At 58.9% G+C, this 14,806-nt stretch carries 13 protein-coding genes; 5 read left to right on the forward strand and 8 right to left on the reverse strand.

The annotated features are described in order from the left end of the window. Window positions 1–4: 4 nt before the first annotated feature. Together pgl and zwf are read right to left on the reverse strand one after the other, a co-directional pair. Window positions 5–676, reverse strand: coding sequence for a 6-phosphogluconolactonase (pgl, locus tag ACR0ER_RS09610; protein WP_480768731.1), 672 nt, complete (start codon window positions 674–676; stop codon window positions 5–7). After that, complete coding sequence (zwf, locus tag ACR0ER_RS09615; protein ID WP_480768732.1) at window positions 673–2,121, reverse strand: glucose-6-phosphate dehydrogenase; 1,449 nt, start codon at window positions 2,119–2,121, stop codon at window positions 673–675. The genes pgl and zwf overlap by 4 nt, the downstream gene beginning before the upstream one ends. Before the next feature lie 164 nt (window positions 2,122–2,285). Here zwf and ACR0ER_RS09620 point away from each other — a divergent pair, with 164 nt between their 5' ends. Next, the gene (locus tag ACR0ER_RS09620; protein ID WP_480768733.1) at window positions 2,286–3,239 is read left to right on the forward strand and encodes a radical SAM protein; all 954 of its coding nucleotides are present in this window, start codon (window positions 2,286–2,288) and stop codon (window positions 3,237–3,239) included. Here the strand turns inward: ACR0ER_RS09620 and ACR0ER_RS09625 are convergent, their stop codons facing one another. Next, a complete protein-coding gene (locus ACR0ER_RS09625) occupies window positions 3,240–3,935 on the reverse strand; it encodes a lipid-binding SYLF domain-containing protein (protein WP_480768734.1) in 696 nt (231 codons plus the stop codon). It lies immediately after the preceding gene. 105 nt (window positions 3,936–4,040) lie between these two features. Further along, the gene (locus ACR0ER_RS09630) at window positions 4,041–4,310 is read right to left on the reverse strand and encodes an usg protein (RefSeq protein ID WP_170328811.1); all 270 of its coding nucleotides are present in this window, start codon (window positions 4,308–4,310) and stop codon (window positions 4,041–4,043) included. Window positions 4,311–4,503: 193 nt separating this feature from the next. On the opposite strand from ACR0ER_RS09630, the gene gyrA reads away from it, so the two are divergent. Beyond that, the gene (gene gyrA / locus ACR0ER_RS09635; protein WP_480768735.1) at window positions 4,504–7,230 is read left to right on the forward strand and encodes a DNA gyrase subunit A; all 2,727 of its coding nucleotides are present in this window, start codon (window positions 4,504–4,506) and stop codon (window positions 7,228–7,230) included. 61 nt (window positions 7,231–7,291) lie between these two features. Here gyrA and ACR0ER_RS09640 read toward each other — a convergent pair whose 3' ends face one another. From ACR0ER_RS09640 to ACR0ER_RS09655, 4 genes are all read right to left on the reverse strand, one after another. Then, window positions 7,292–8,539 carry a Hint domain-containing protein gene (locus ACR0ER_RS09640; protein WP_480768736.1) on the reverse strand — a complete coding sequence of 416 codons (1,248 nt, stop codon included), beginning with the start codon at window positions 8,537–8,539 and terminating at the stop codon, window positions 7,292–7,294. Between the two features lie 176 nt (window positions 8,540–8,715). Then, window positions 8,716–10,185: a carboxypeptidase M32 gene (locus ACR0ER_RS09645; protein WP_480768737.1), complete on the reverse strand. Its 1,470-nt coding sequence runs from the start codon at window positions 10,183–10,185 to the stop codon at window positions 8,716–8,718. 5 nt (window positions 10,186–10,190) lie between these two features. After that, window positions 10,191–11,336, reverse strand: a complete 1,146-nt coding sequence (ctaA, locus tag ACR0ER_RS09650) for a heme A synthase (RefSeq protein WP_480768738.1) — start codon at window positions 11,334–11,336, stop codon at window positions 10,191–10,193. A gap of 60 nt (window positions 11,337–11,396) precedes the next feature. Further along, on the reverse strand, window positions 11,397–12,140 hold the full coding sequence (locus ACR0ER_RS09655; RefSeq protein ID WP_480768739.1) for an RNA methyltransferase: 744 nt from the start codon (window positions 12,138–12,140) through the stop codon (window positions 11,397–11,399). 153 nt (window positions 12,141–12,293) lie between these two features. Here ACR0ER_RS09655 and ACR0ER_RS09660 point away from each other — a divergent pair, with 153 nt between their 5' ends. The 3 genes from ACR0ER_RS09660 to ACR0ER_RS09670 are packed head-to-tail and all read left to right on the forward strand — an operon-like array spanning window position 12,294 to window position 14,761. After that, window positions 12,294–12,911: a thiamine phosphate synthase gene (locus tag ACR0ER_RS09660; protein WP_480768740.1), complete on the forward strand. Its 618-nt coding sequence runs from the start codon at window positions 12,294–12,296 to the stop codon at window positions 12,909–12,911. Window positions 12,912–12,956: 45 nt separating this feature from the next. After that, window positions 12,957–13,850, forward strand: coding sequence for a PfkB family carbohydrate kinase (locus tag ACR0ER_RS09665; protein WP_480768741.1), 894 nt, complete (start codon window positions 12,957–12,959; stop codon window positions 13,848–13,850). Then, on the forward strand, window positions 13,847–14,761 hold the full coding sequence (locus ACR0ER_RS09670; protein WP_480768742.1) for a pseudouridine-5'-phosphate glycosidase: 915 nt from the start codon (window positions 13,847–13,849) through the stop codon (window positions 14,759–14,761). Before ACR0ER_RS09665 ends, ACR0ER_RS09670 begins: the two co-directional genes overlap by 4 nt. Window positions 14,762–14,806 lie beyond the last annotated feature (45 nt).

The raw sequence follows: 14,806 nt of genomic DNA on the forward strand, positions 1-14,806 counted from the left end.
GCGCTTACTCCGCCCAGTGAACCGTCATACCGCCGAGGACCGCCGCGATGGGGGCCTCTTCCGGTGGCAGAGACATCGCCCGCTCCAACGCGTCGCGCTTGGCGGTGCCAAAGATGATCAGGTGTTTCGACAAGGCGCCGTCCAGCACAGGAGCGGTCAGCGTGATCCGCGGTTCGGGCTGTACATCGGTCCGAGCCACCGCAAGCGGGCGCGCGTGGCTGTCCAGCGCGGCCTCAAGCCCATCCATGCCGGGGAACAGAGACGCAGTGTGCATATCCTCGCCCATCCCCAGCACGACTACTGACAAGGGACGGATCGGCGTGATCAGGCTGTCGAGTTCGGGCAGCACGTCCTCGGGCTCTTTGCCGGGCACGTAGAGCGGGATGTACTGCGCCGCCGAAGCGCGGTTGGTCAGCAACCGCTCGCGGATCAGGCGTTCGTTCGAACGCTCATGGTCGCCCGGTACACAGCGCTCGTCCGTGGGCAACACGTGCACCCGATCCCATTCCAAATTTGCCGCGCACAGAACGTCAAAAATCGGGCCGGGTGTGGTGCCGCCGGGAACCGCCATCGAGACCATGTCATGATGCAGCAGGGCAGATTCCAACTCGCCCGCCAACACGTTTGCAACGTCGATGGCCAGCATGTCCCTGTCGGCGTATTCCTGTATTTTCATGGGTTTATCCCTTGCCAGCGGCGACCGTCTCGTTTCATCAGCAGCTCGGCGTCGCCCGGACCTGTGCTGCCACTTTCATACGGTTTGGGGACATCCCCACGTGCCTGCCAGCCCGCGATGATGGGATCGGTCCAAGCCCAGGCGGCCTCAACCTCATCGCCGCGCATGAACAGAGTCTGGTTGCCCCGGATCACGTCCATCACCAGCCGCTCATACGCGTCCGGCGGATCCTGGTTTTCCGGCCCCAGCGCCTCGGCAAAACTCATGTCCAGGGGAACATCGACCAGACGCATCCCGCCCGGTCCCGGCTCCTTGATCGTTACCTTCAGCGTGATGCCTTCGTTGGGTTGCAGGCGGATCGACAACACGTTGGCATGGCGCCCGGCATCTTCACCAAAAATCGAATGCGGTGCATCCTTGAACATCACGTTGATGACCGAGGATCGCGCCACCAGCCGCTTGCCCGTGCGCAGATAGAACGGCGTTCCCGCCCATCGCCAATTGCTGACATGTGCCTTCAGCGCCACATAGCTTTCCGTGGTCGAACGTGGATTGCCTACAACCTCGCGATAGCTGGGGCCGTCACCTTCAAACTGGCCACGCACAATGTGGTGCGGCTCTACCGAGTCCATAGCACGGATCACCTTGAGCTTTTCATCCCGCACCGCGTCGGGGTCAAATTTGGCCGGAGGCTCCATCGCAATCAGACAGAGCAGCTGCATCAGATGGTTCTGCATCATGTCGCGCATGGCACCCGCGCGATCATAGTACTCCTCGCGCCCGTCTATACCAACAGATTCGGCCACCGTAATCTGGATGTGATCGACATACTGGCTGTTCCAAAGCGGCTCGAACAGCATGTTGCCAAACCGGACCGCCATAAGGTTCTGGACGGTTTCCTTGCCCAAATAGTGATCAATCCGGTAAATCTGACCTTCCGAGAAATGTTTGGCCAACGTTGCATTCAACGTCCGGGCACTTTCCAGATCGTGACCGAAGGGTTTTTCCACGACAATTCGTGTCTGATCCGTCGCAAGCTTATGCGATTGGATGCTTTCGGCCAAAGGACCAAACAGGCGCGGTCCGACCGAGAAGTAGAAGGCCCGCACCCGTTCGACAGTCAGCTTTGCCGCAAACAGGTCCCATCCCTCATCCGACAGCGCGTCCAGCGGGACATAGTCGACCCGTTGGAGAAAGGAATTCAACGCAACGGTGTCGCGACACTGCTTGGCCGCGTGGGTGCGCAACGATTCGGCGACCATGTCCCGGAAAGCATCCCGGCCATACACGGCACGGGCAGCCCCGATGATCTGCACGTCTTCGGGCCACTGCCCGGCACAAAACCTCCGGAACAGCGCCGGAAGGATCTTACGCTGCGCAAGATCGCCAGTACTGCCGAAGATGACCAGATCGAACGGGTCAACAGGTATGACACGAGAAACCATGTGTTTTCCCTACCTTACCCTTGCGAGCATGTCCAATGTTAGCGCAATCATAATCAGGTTTTTTTCCTATCATCAAAACTCTGTCAGGTGCAGCGTGATGCTCTTAACTAAACAGCGTTGAAGGGCTAAGTCATTTCTACGATATCAAAGAACCGGACACCGGGATGAAAGACAACGCCCCTCATAGCGCCAATATCGGCAAGTTTCAGGACAAATTGGTGACAGCTGACGGGCAAACGCGGGCCTCGGTGTCGCTTAACAACCCCCAAACGCTTTGGTTCAACACCGGAACCTTGTGCAACATCGAATGCGTCAACTGCTATATCGACAGCAGCCCGACCAATGACGCGCTGGTTTATATCACCGCTGATGAGGTGCGGGATTATCTGGACCAGATCGAGGACCGCAACTGGCCGGTTCACGAAATCGGGTTCACCGGCGGTGAGCCTTTCATGAACCCCGCAATGATCGACATGACCCGCGCCTGTCTTGAGCGCGGCTATGAGGTGCTGATCTTGACCAACGCAATGCAGCCGATGATGCGCCGTCGGGTGCAGGACGGTCTGGTGGAGTTACAGCGCGATTTTGGCGACAAGCTGACGCTGCGAATCTCGGTCGATCACTACCGTTCTGAATTGCATGACGAAGAGCGCGGCAAAGGCAGTTTTGCTAGGACCCTGACCGGGATGGAGTGGCTGCGCGACCATGGGCTCAACATGGCCGTCGCCGGGCGCACCGTCTGGGGCGACAGTGACGCCGACAGCCGAGTGGGATATGGCACCTTTTTTGCGGAACATGGGTTCAAGATCGACGCGCAAAACCCCGGCCAGACCGTTCTGTTCCCCGAGATGGATGAGACCGTCGAAGTCCCCGAAATCACCACCGCCTGCTGGGGCATTCTGAACAAATCTCCTGACGCTGTGATGTGCGCCAGCGCGCGCATGGTTGTGAAACGCAAAGGCGCTGAGCGTCCGGCGGTTCTGGCCTGCACCCTGCTACCCTACGCGCCTGAATTCGAGATGGGGAACACTCTGGCCGAGGCCGAAGCAGATGTGTACCTGAACCACCCCCATTGCGCCAAGTTCTGCGTATTGGGTGGGGCCAGCTGCTCGGGCTGATCAGTTCAGTTCGGGGGATTTCCAGAATTTCGTACCGGATGCTCCGGCCGAGACCCGCCAGCCTTTTTTACCCAGAACAAAAAACGACCGGCCATCGGTGAACCGCACGGTTTCTCCTTTGCGATCTTCCCCATACATGGCACCGGTTTCTGCGGTCGCATCATAGCCGTTTTCGATGAATTTCTCCAGATCGGCGGGGGTTTCGAACAGGATCACGAATTTGGTCTCGAACCCGCCGATACCCACGGCCGCGCCAACGCCGCCCGTTCCCATGTTCATATAGGTGTGCTGGCCGGTATCCTTTGAAACCGCCACACCGCGCCCATACCCGGCCGAGACCGGAAACACCGTCACCTTGCGCGAGTCGAACACCGCGTAGCCTGCGCTTATTCCGAACAACTCGTCAGCCTCAGAGTTTTCCGCCAGAAGCTGGGTCAGGATATCACTGGCCATCAGATCAAGTTTGGCGCGGGTCTCTTCCGGTGTGGCCTCATTCGTCACCAGATCGGCGGTCGAGTTGATGGTCCCATCGACGGCTTCCGCGCCTTTTTCCACTGTGCTCCCCACCTTTTCGGCCCCGTGCCCGATGGCGTCGGCCGCGCTTTCCGCACCCTTCTTGATTTTGTCCAGAACGCCCTCTGCGACGGCTGGTCCGCCGATCAACAAGGCGGCAGCAAGAAACAATACTCGGGACATAAAGCGATTCCGTATGTGGCCATGTGATTTGGCCGACACCTTAACCCAAGCATCAAAAAAATAATGCGTCTCAATCGTTACTGGCCGAAAAAAATGGCCTGATACTCAATTTACTCTGAATTCACCCACGACGTTGCGCCATTCTCCGGGCGCGATCATCTTGCGATGCGTGAACCGGACCGAATGCAGCGGACCTTCAATCTCACGCTGCCAGAATTCTACGAATTCAAAAAGCTTCGGGTGGTCCGGCGCCAGATCGTAATCCTGCCAGATGAACGTGTTCAGAACGTGGATGTAGTCGGGCATGTGGTAGAAGAATTCCGCCGTTGTCAGCCCGTACCCCTTGAGCATCAATTCGGTTTCGCTTTGCTCCATGCAGACCTCCAATTTTGTTGCAAGGTCCCTTCAGGGTAGCACAAAAACCCCCTAATCCTTAGTTAACAATATGTTACTCTGGTGTTACCGGGGTTTTTCGCGTGAAATGCGCTGCTTGCTTGCACCTTATGTGCCGGGTCTGATAAGGTACATCCACAAGATATAGACCCTGCACAAAGAACGGGCAGTTTACGTGAGCGATACGCCAGAAACCCCAGAAAACATGGATGAAACACCGCCCGAGCGCCCCGTCTATGACGGCCCAACGGTGTCCATCGAATCCGAAATGCGCACGTCCTATCTGGACTATGCCATGTCGGTCATCGTCTCCCGCGCGATCCCTGATTTGCGCGACGGCTTGAAACCGGTCCATCGACGCATTCTTTATGCGATGCACGAAACCGGGAACACGCATGACAAAGCGTACCGCAAATCGGCGCGTCCGGTAGGCGATGTGATGGGTAAGTACCACCCGCATGGTGACAGCGCGATCTATGACGCGCTGGTGCGGATGGCGCAGGATTTCTCGATGTCACTGCCACTGCTGGATGGACAGGGCAACTTTGGCTCGATGGACGGCGATAACCCGGCGGCCATGCGTTACACCGAAGTCCGGATGGACAAACCCGCCGCCGCCCTGCTGGCCGATATCGAAAAAGAAACGGTCGATTTTCAGGACAACTACGACGGCAAGGATAAAGAACCGACCGTTCTGCCCGCCCGCTTCCCGAACATGCTGGTCAATGGTGCTGGTGGTATCGCCGTCGGTATGGCGACGAACATTCCCCCGCACAATCTGGGCGAAGTGGTCGATGCCACGCTGGCGCTGATCGACGACCCGGACCTGACATCCGAGCAGTTGATCGAATACGTTCCTGGCCCTGACTTCCCGACCGGAGGCGTGATGCTGGGCCGATCCGGCGCGCGCAAAGCCTATCTGGAAGGCCGCGGCAGTGTAATCATCCGCGCCAAGACCCGCGTGGAAGAGATCCGCAGGGACCGTTACGCCATTGTCGTGGATGAGATCCCCTATCAGGTGAACAAAGCTTCGATGATCGAAAAGATCGCTGAAGCCGTTCGTGAAAAGCGCATCGAAGGTGTGGCTCACGTTCAGGACGAATCCGACCGTAACGGTGTGCGCGTGGTAGTCGAACTGAAGCGTGATGCAACGCCCGAGGTGGTGCTGAACCAGCTTTATCGATTCTCGCCGATGCAGACCTCGTTTGGCTGCAACATGCTGGCGCTGAATGGTGGCCGACCTGAGCAACTGACCCTTCGCCGGTTCCTGACGTCGTTCATCGACTTCCGCGAGGATGTTGTTGCTCGCCGCACGGCATATGACCTGCGCAAGGCGCGCGAGCGCAGCCATATCCTGTGTGGTCTGGCCGTGGCGGTCTCGAACGTCGACGAAGTGGTTGCCACGATCCGATCCTCCGCTGACGCTGCCGAAGCGCGCGAGAAGCTGATGACCCGCCGCTGGCCCGCAGCCGAGATCGAAGGCTATCTGCGTCTGATCGACGATCCTCTGTCCAAGATGAACGACGATGGCACCTATAACCTGACCGAGGTTCAGGCCCGCGCCATCCTCGACCTGCGTCTGCAGCGCCTGACCCAGATTGGAGTCAAAGAGGTCACGGACGAGCTGGAAGAACTAGCCGCCAAGATCAAGGAATACCTCGATATTCTGTCTTCGCGTGAACGCATCATGTCGATCATCGGCGATGAATTGCGCACCGTGCGCGAGCAGTTCGCCGTTCCCCGTCGCACCGAGATCGTCGACTGGTCCGGTGACATGGAAGACGAGGACCTGATCGAGCGGGAAGACATGGTCGTGACCGTCACCTCGGGTGGCTATATCAAGCGTACTCCGCTGGCCGATTTCCGCGCCCAGAAGCGCGGCGGCAAGGGCCTGTCGGGTATGCAGACCAAGGAAGAGGATGTCGTCACCAACCTCTTCGTTGCAAACACGCATACCCAGCTGCTGTTCTTCACGACCGAAGGCATGGTCTACAAGCTCAAGACCTGGCGTCTGCCGCAGTCCAGTCGGACCGGTAAGGGCAAGGCGATCGTCAATATCCTGCCGATCCCGACCGGTGTTTCCATCGCGGCAATCATGCCTGTGGATGTGCCGGACGAAGAGTGGGAGAACTTGCAGATCGTCTTCGCCACCAGCGCCGGTGACGTGCGCCGAAACCGTCTGTCGGATTTCACCAATGTCCGCCGCAACGGCAAGATTGCGATGAAGCTGCCGGAAGACGTGGAACTGGTGAATGCTCGCATCTGTTCGGAAGACGAAGACGTGATGCTGGTTACCAATTCCGGCCGCGCGATCCGTTTCCGGACCACCGATGTACGTGTCTTCAACTCGCGCGAGTCGACCGGTGTGCGTGGCATCAAGCTGACCAATGGAGACCGTGTCGTTTCCATGTCCGTCATCCGCCACTTTGAGGCCGGGCCGGATGAACGCGCCGCGTATCTGAAAATGCGCCGCGCCGTAGCGGGTATCGCCGATGATGGCGAGACCGATGAGGATGAAGCAACCCCCGGCACCATCACGCAGGAACGCTATGCCGAAATGTCGGCCGCCGAAAACCTGATCCTGACGATCACGACCGGCGGTTCAGGCAAGCTCAGCTCCAGCCACGACTACCCGGTTCGCGGACGCGGCGGGATGGGGGTCGCGGCTATGGACAAGGCGATGCGTGGCGGTGAACTTGTGGCCTCATTCCCGGTTGAGATCGACGACCAGATCATGCTGGCCACTTCCAAAGGCCAGTCGATCCGGGTGCCGGTCGATGGCATTTCCTTCAGGTCCCGCAGCGCGGGCGGCGTGAAAGTGTTCAACACGGGCAAGGGCGAAGAGGTCGTCAGCGTCGCCTGGATCGCTGATCAGGCTGATGAAGACGAGACCGAAGAATAAAATCAGAAAAACCCGAGATCGGCAGATCTCGGGTTTTTCTCTGAAATTCTGGCCAGCCGAACTAGGCGTATTCGACCAACTGATATTCTACCGCTGAAGTGCAGCTTTTCTTGAGAAGAGCATCCACAAGCACCTTCGCTTCGAAATGACGAAGCCGCCGCCGGGCGGTGGTCGTTTCGAGGTGATGTTGCGAAATCTCATTCCGCATCTCATTACGCGTGTTTTCCAGCGTCAGCAGTGCCACATCTCCAACAAAGAAGCTCTCGCTGGGATGACCATTGGAATACACAATCTCATGTTCTTCCATAAGCAGATGGTAGTAAGTGACCAGTTGCGGCTTTGATATATGTTCAATACCGGGCATCCTGATCAGGTCCTTCGCGGCGACAAGAACCTCTGATACACCAAAAAGAAGCTCACAAATGTGATGCGAGAAAACGACGTGATGCAGGGGTGAAATAAAAAGATCCTGATCATTGTCGAGTATGTTTTTCGATATCTTGACCGGCAAAGCGTCACCACAGGCAACAAATCTGGATCGCAGCAATGCGATCATGGGTTTGAAACACCCGTTAGCGGTCAAAATCTGGTCACCTTTGCGCAGCCATTGTACTGGCTTCGGGCCATCCTTTGTGGTGATCAGGGTATCTTCAACAAAGCACACCACGTCATCATCGTTGACATAGAGGTCGAAAATGCCATCCGGACGATTGGGGTCAAGGTCTGAGTTTGGTAAGTTCAGCAGGTCCGTGGCATTCCCAGACCCCTGGACGATTATATCATTGCCTGCGCCATCCGTGACGCCAACCTGTGCTTGCGCCCCAAACCCATTGGAAAACTCTATGTTTTCATAGATATACTCAATTCCAATCGTTCCATTGTTAAGCTCGGTCAGCACAACCTGAAAGGTGTTGTTACCGGTCGCACTATACGCTGCAACTTCATACCAGGTAATCGTTACCTTTCCATTGGCCGGATCAATGTCCCAAAAGATGTCGTTAACGCCGGTTCCAGCATTATTGCTGATATCGATATCCGTCCAGAACGGCGCGATGGCTGGTTCGGACAACTGCGATAAATCCGTCCCATTATACGTCAGGTTTGGTCCGTCAAAAGTGATTAGACCATTGGTGTTGATAAAGATGCTGTTATAGGTCGTGCCAAAGAAATTCATACCACCGGAAAACACAGAGGTGATATCGACCTCAATTGCGCCATCGTCATAATTGCCCGCATCCAGAGACGAAGCCAGAAAACTGTTTTCTCCGTATCCCTCGGAACCACCTAAACCTGAATTGACCGGAGGCATGTTAAACTCACCTAATCTTATCTAATTCATTTCTTAAGATTTTTACATCACAATCCCTGAATAAGCTCAACCTATAGAAAAGCAGAATTTCTACACTCAACCGAGACTTGTTGCAGATTGCGCAGTCTTTGAGCGCTGAAAACCCGCATACTTAGTGAGTTTAAGTCGGGTTCTGTTCAAAGAGCGTAAAGCTCGCCAAATTTCTCTTCAAGATATGCCAACAGGGGCTCTGGCCCCGGCTCCACCCCACTGGCCCGTCGGATGGTTTCGCGTGGCGCGTAGAGCCCGCCAAACTGTTGCAGGTTTTCCCGCAGCCAACCGGTTGCACCGGACGTATCACCCTCGGCCAGTTCGGCATCCAGATCCGGCACCGCGGCGCGCAGCGCCTGATTGAGGCACCCGGCATATACATTGCCCAGCGAATAGGTCGGGAAATAACCGAACAGCCCGACCGACCAGTGCACATCCTGCAGGCACCCGTTCGAGGGCTTGTCGACCGCATAGCCGAAATCGGCCTTGAACCGGTCGTTCCACGCGGCCTCCAGGTCGCTGACCTGCAGGTCACCGCTCATCAGAGCGCGTTCCAGATCAAAGCGCAGCATGATGTGCAGGTTGTACTGCACCTCATCCGCCTCGGTGCGGATATAGCCGTTGTGGACTCCGTTGACTGTGGCATAGAAGGCGTCGGCATCCGCGATCCCGAAATCTCCGAACGTCTCGACCATCTGACCAAAAAGCCAGCCGGTGAAAGCACGCGAGCGGCCCAACTGGTTTTCATAAATCCGGCTTTGGCTTTCATGCACGCCCATCGACACGCCCTGCCCCAGCGGCGTTAGTGCAAAGGCCGGGTTGATGCCTTGTTCGTAAGCGGCGTGGCCGACCTCGTGAATGGTCGAATAGAAGCAGTTGAACGGATCAGTCTCACTGGTACGGGTGGTGATGCGCACATCCAGCCCGCTGCCCGAGCTGAACGGGTGTACGGCTTTGTCCACGCGACCGGTGTTCAGGTCATAACCGAAGGTGGTCGCCAGCTTCTGCGACAGCTGCATCTGCGCCAGTTCTTCGAACTTTCCGGTCAATGCTTGCGGCGCAGGTTTATCCAGAACGGCCGCGCGCAGGGCCACCAGACGCGGGCGCATCTGGTCGAAAATTTCGGCGATCTGAGCCCCCGTTGTGTACGGCTCATAGTCTTCGACCATGGCATCATAGACATCTCCGCCTTGCGCCAGCGCCACACCTTCTTCGCGTTTTAGGGAAACGACCTCTTGCAGCACAGGCAGGAACGCCGCCACGTCCTCATCGGCGCGTGCCTGCGCCCAGGTTCCCTGCGCGGCGGAAGTTAAACGCGCGATAGCTTTGGCCAGATCGGCAGGCACCTTGATTGTCCGCTCGTAAGACCGGCGGATTTCACGAATCTGAGCCTTGCCCACTTCGTCCTGAGGGGCGGCTTGGGCCAACCACTCAGCCACGCGCGGATCGGAACGACGTGCGTGCAAAACGGCTTCGATCGCGGCCATTTCCTCTGCGCGTTGCGGGGCCGCGCCGCGCGGCATCACCGTTTCCTGATCCCAGCCCAGCCGACCCGCAATCTGCCCAAGGGCCGAGGTTTCGCGTTGAAAGGCCATCAGGTCGTCATAGGCGGTCATCGGGGTCAGGCTCCGCGGATTGAAGTGGCGATTGGATACGCAGTCAGGAACCGCGCGCGCAGGATCAGGGTCCAGACAACAACGGCCATGAACTGGTGGAAGATGGCAAGCTGCCACGGGGCTGCGTAGACCACGGTCAGGATGCCGATGACCACCTGCAGTGACAGCGCCGCAAAGGCCGCGTTGAAGGCAAAGCGCGTCTGCGGGTGTGCGCTTGCGCCGCCGCGCCGCCAGACGATGATGGCGAAGATGAACAGCAAGTATCCCGCACACCGATGAATGAATTGTACCAGACCTGGGCTTTCAAAGAAGTTGCGCCACATCGGTTCCAGCATCGCCGCGTCAGGCGGCAGCAGTTGCCCGCCGATCAGCGGCCAGTCGGTGTAAGACCGCCCGGCGTCGATCCCGGCAACGAGCGCGCCAATGAGTATTTGTAAAAAGGCGAAGTGCATCAGACCGGTCGACAACGAGAACAGTTTTGCCTCTTTCGCGCGACGGGCCTGCATCAGGTCGCGTTCCTCGCGGCCTAGCTCGAATATGTACCACGCAAGGAAGCCTAGGATCACGAAGGCCAGCCCCAAATGCACCGCCAGACGATAGCTGGCGACGGCGATCATGCCCTCACCCTGTGTCACGCCCGAGGCGACCATCCACCAGCCGACGGCACCTTGTACGCCGCCCAAAACGCCGGGAATCAACAGCTTGCCGGTCCAACCGGTCGGGATTTTTCGCGCCACGAGGAAGCCAAAGAACCCCAGCGCCCAGACAAGACCGATCACGCGGCCCAGTTGGCGATGGCCCCATTCCCACCAGTAGATTGTCTTGAAATCCTCCAGCTCCATCCACTGGTTCTGGATGCGCCACTGATCGATCTCTTTGTACTTGTCGAACTCGGCCTGCCAGTCGGATTCGGTCATCGGCGGGATGGCTCCGGTGATCGGACGCCATTCGGTGATCGACAACCCGCTATCTGTCAGACGGGTCAAGCCGCCCACGGCGATCATCACAACGACCAGCACAAACAGGATCATCAGCCAAATGCGGATCGCGCCGCGCGCGCCGCCGCGGCCCCGGTCGATCATGCCCGGTTGCACCGCCTGTTGTTTCTCGGTGTCCGAGACCTCTTCGAAGATGCTGCGCTTACCGCTCATGCCGTCCTCATGTCCTGATTTTCGTCGCAAGCTAGGGCCATGACGGGCCGAGGTCCAGCCTCAGCCCTTTTCCTTCCAGCGGACCATCTGCCGCATGATCCCGTGCAACATCTGCACATCCGCCCGTGTCATCCGCATCCGGGACCACAGGTTGCGCAGGTTGGTCTTCATCCCTTCGGCCTTTTCGGGCGGGTAGAAGAAGCCGGCCTCTTCCAGCCGGTCCTCGTAATGTTCGACCAGCTTTTCGATCTCGATCCCCGTGGCCCAGTCGCCCTTGCCCAGATCAGTAGCCTCATGCACTACGTCTCCGGTCTGGCGCATCCACTCATAAGCGGTCAGCAACACGCATTGGCCAAGGTTTAGCGAGGCATATTCCGGGTTGACCGGCACCGAGATGATGGCGTTGGCCTTGGCGATATCCTCGTTCTCAAGCCCTGCGCGTTCGGGGCCGAACAGCACGGCCACTTTCTCACCCGCCGCAACCTTTTCGGCTGCGATCTGCATGGCGCGTTCGGGGCTATAGACTGGTTTCGTCAGCCCCCGTTGCCGCGCTGTGGTGGCAAACACAAATGTGCTATCGGCCAACGCGCCTGCCAAATCGTCGAACAGTTGCGCCTCATCCAGCAGCCGCCCCGCCCCGCTGGACATCGCCACCGCCTTGGGGTTCGGCCACCCGTCCCGAGGGGCCACGATCCGCATCCGGTCCAGCCCGAAGTTCCACATCGCCCGCGCGGCGGCACCGATGTTTTCGCCCATCTGCGGGCGCACGAGCACAAAGGAGGGCTGAGATTTGTCGCTGGGCATGGCTGTCTCCGAAAGTTCCGCTTGCTGTAATCGGCACGCTGGCGCAGGGCAAGGCGTCCGAGCGGCCAATTGCGCCATTATCCCGCATAAAAGTTTGCTTCCCCGGCGCAATCCGCTAAACCGCGCCAAAGACTGAAAGCGAAGGACGCGCCGATGGACACCCCCGAGCAGCCGCAAATTTACCTGATCACCCCGCCCACGATCACCCTGAGCACTTTCCCCGACCAGCTTGGCCGCGTGCTGGACGGTGCTGACATCGCCTGCATCCGTCTGGCGCTGGCGGGCAACGACGAAGACACCATCGCCCGCGCCGCTGATGCGTGCCGCGAGGTAGCTCATGCGCGGGATGTGGCTATTGTGATCTCGAACCACGTCCTGCTGGCGCAACGGCTGGGTCTGGACGGGGTGCATTTGGATGACGCAGCCCGTTCCATTCGGGCCGCGCGCAAGGAATTGGGTGCGGATGCCATCGTCGGCAGCTTCTGCGGTGCGTCCAGCCATGACGGTATGAGCGCCGGAGAGGCTGGCGCGGATTACGTGGCTTTCGGCCCGGTCGGTGCATCGGCTCTGGGCGATGGCACTATCGCCGAAAAGGACCTGTTCCAGTGGTGGTCCGAGATGATTGAGGTTCCGGTCGTCGCCGAAGGTGGCCTGACCACTGACCTGATCCGCGAACTCGCACCCCATACCGATTTCTTCGGCATTGGCGACGAAATCTGGTCACAGGATGACCCGGTCGCCGCGCTGAAGACTCTGACCGACGCGATGTGAGCGTTAACCCTTGCACCCGCTTCGGGGCTGCGGCATGAGTTTGTCATGACTCAGAACAGTGAAATCCTGTGTATCGGCTCGGTCCTGTGGGATGTGATCGGGCGCTCGGCCAGCGCCATGCGGCAAGGTTCCGACGTGCCGGGGCGGATCACCCGCCTGCCCGGTGGCGTGGCTATGAACATCGCCATGACTCTGGTGCGGTTCGGCATGACTCCGACCCTGTTGACCGCCATTGGCCGCGACCCCGAAGGCGACGAGTTGGTCAACGCTTGCGCCCGCTTGGGCATGGTGACGGACCACATCTATCGCTCGCAGGATTTGCCGACTGACCGTTACATGGCCGTTGAAGGCGCTAACGGGCTGATCGCAGCCATTGCCGATGCGCATTCACTTGAGGCTGCAGGGGCCAAAATCCTGCGCCCGCTGATGCACGGCCCTTTGGGTAATGAAAACACACCGTTCGACGGCCCCATCGCGCTGGACGGCAACCTGACGCTGACGCTGCTGGAAGAAATCGCCCAAAGCCCGGCCTTCGCGCGGGCCGATCTGCGCGTCGCTCCGGCCTCACCCGGTAAAGCTGAACGCTTGCTGCCGTTCCTGAAACACGCCCGCGCGACGCTCTATGTGAACCTCGAAGAGGCCGGCATCCTGTGTCAGAGCGAGTTCACCGATTCCGAAGCTGCCGCCAAGGGCCTGCTGGACCGCGGAGCGCTGCGGGTGCTGGTCACGGATGGCGGCAACTCGGCCACCGTTGGCAGCGCCGATGAAATTTTGACCCTAACCCCACCCTCCGTTCTGGTCACCCGCGTGACCGGCGCAGGGGATACCTTTATGGCGGCCCATATCGCCTCAGAATCCGGTGGTGCATCCAGCGACGAGGCCCTGACCCGCGCCCTGAACGCCGCCGCAACCTACGTTTCCGGAGAAACCCCACTGTGATCGACATCCAATACTCTGCTGAGGTCCGCGCTGCCAAAGACGCAGGCCACCCCATCGTCGCGCTGGAAAGCACTATTATTACCCATGGGATGCCCTACCCTCAGAACATCGAAGTTGCGGCACAGGTCGAGCAGGACATTCGCGATGCAGGCGCCTTTCCGGCCACAATCGCCGTGCTCAGCGGCAAATTGCATGTTGGTCTGGAAACCGACCAGTTGCAGGCATTGGGTCAGGCGAAGGGCGTTGCCAAACTGTCCCGCGCAGACATGGCAGCCTGCATCGCCACGGGAGGCACCGGGGCTACCACAGTGGCTGCGACCATGATCGCCGCAAACTTTGCCGGGATTGAGGTGTTCGCCACCGGCGGCATCGGCGGTGTGCATCAGGGGGCGGAGACATCATTCGATATCTCGGCCGACTTGCACGAACTGGCGCAGACGCCGGTGAGCGTAGTGGCTGCGGGCGCGAAAGCGATCCTTGATCTCGCCAAAACACTGGAAGTTTTGGAGACACTGGGGGTTCCCGTCATTGCCCATGGCCAGGACGAATTCCCTGCCTTTTGGTCGGCCAAATCGCCCTACGCCGCGCCCTTGCGAATGGACGACGCTGAAGACATCGCCAAGGCCCACGCAACCCGCCGCGCGCTGGGTTTGCCCGGAGGGCAACTCATCGCCAACCCAATTCCCGCCGCGGATCAGATCCCGGCCGAAGAACTGGCCCCCATCATCGCCTCAGCCCAGGCCGACGCCAACACGCACCGGATCACCGGTAAAGGCGTAACGCCTTACCTGCTACAACGTATTTACGAGCAGACCGAGGGGCGTTCGCTAACCGCGAACATCGCTCTGGTGCGCAACAACGCGAAACTGGCCGCCGGGATCGCGCGTGCGCTCACAGAACGGTCAGAGTGACATAAACCTATTGTACCAAGGCACCGGACTGCTTAACTAATTCGG

Source organism: Ruegeria sp. CH8 (assembly GCF_056536985.1).

What these genes read in the sequence shown, in the direction of transcription:
- ACR0ER_RS09620 (WP_480768733.1), top strand. Translation starts at nt 2,286, where the DNA reads ATGAAAGACAACGCCCCTCATAGCGCCAATATCGGCAAGTTTCAGGAC.
- ACR0ER_RS09640 (WP_480768736.1), bottom strand. Translation starts at nt 8,539, where the DNA reads ATGCCTCCGGTCAATTCAGGTTTAGGTGGTTCCGAGGGATACGGAGAA.
- ctaA (WP_480768738.1), bottom strand. Translation starts at nt 11,336, where the DNA reads ATGAGCGGTAAGCGCAGCATCTTCGAAGAGGTCTCGGACACCGAGAAA.
- ACR0ER_RS09630 (WP_170328811.1), bottom strand. Translation starts at nt 4,310, where the DNA reads ATGGAGCAAAGCGAAACCGAATTGATGCTCAAGGGGTACGGGCTGACA.
- ACR0ER_RS09645 (WP_480768737.1), bottom strand. Translation starts at nt 10,185, where the DNA reads ATGACCGCCTATGACGACCTGATGGCCTTTCAACGCGAAACCTCGGCC.
- zwf (WP_480768732.1), bottom strand. Translation starts at nt 2,121, where the DNA reads ATGGTTTCTCGTGTCATACCTGTTGACCCGTTCGATCTGGTCATCTTC.
- ACR0ER_RS09625 (WP_480768734.1), bottom strand. Translation starts at nt 3,935, where the DNA reads ATGTCCCGAGTATTGTTTCTTGCTGCCGCCTTGTTGATCGGCGGACCA.
- ACR0ER_RS09665 (WP_480768741.1), top strand. Translation starts at nt 12,957, where the DNA reads ATGACTCAGAACAGTGAAATCCTGTGTATCGGCTCGGTCCTGTGGGAT.
- ACR0ER_RS09655 (WP_480768739.1), bottom strand. Translation starts at nt 12,140, where the DNA reads ATGCCCAGCGACAAATCTCAGCCCTCCTTTGTGCTCGTGCGCCCGCAG.
- pgl (WP_480768731.1), bottom strand. Translation starts at nt 676, where the DNA reads ATGAAAATACAGGAATACGCCGACAGGGACATGCTGGCCATCGACGTT.
- ACR0ER_RS09660 (WP_480768740.1), top strand. Translation starts at nt 12,294, where the DNA reads ATGGACACCCCCGAGCAGCCGCAAATTTACCTGATCACCCCGCCCACG.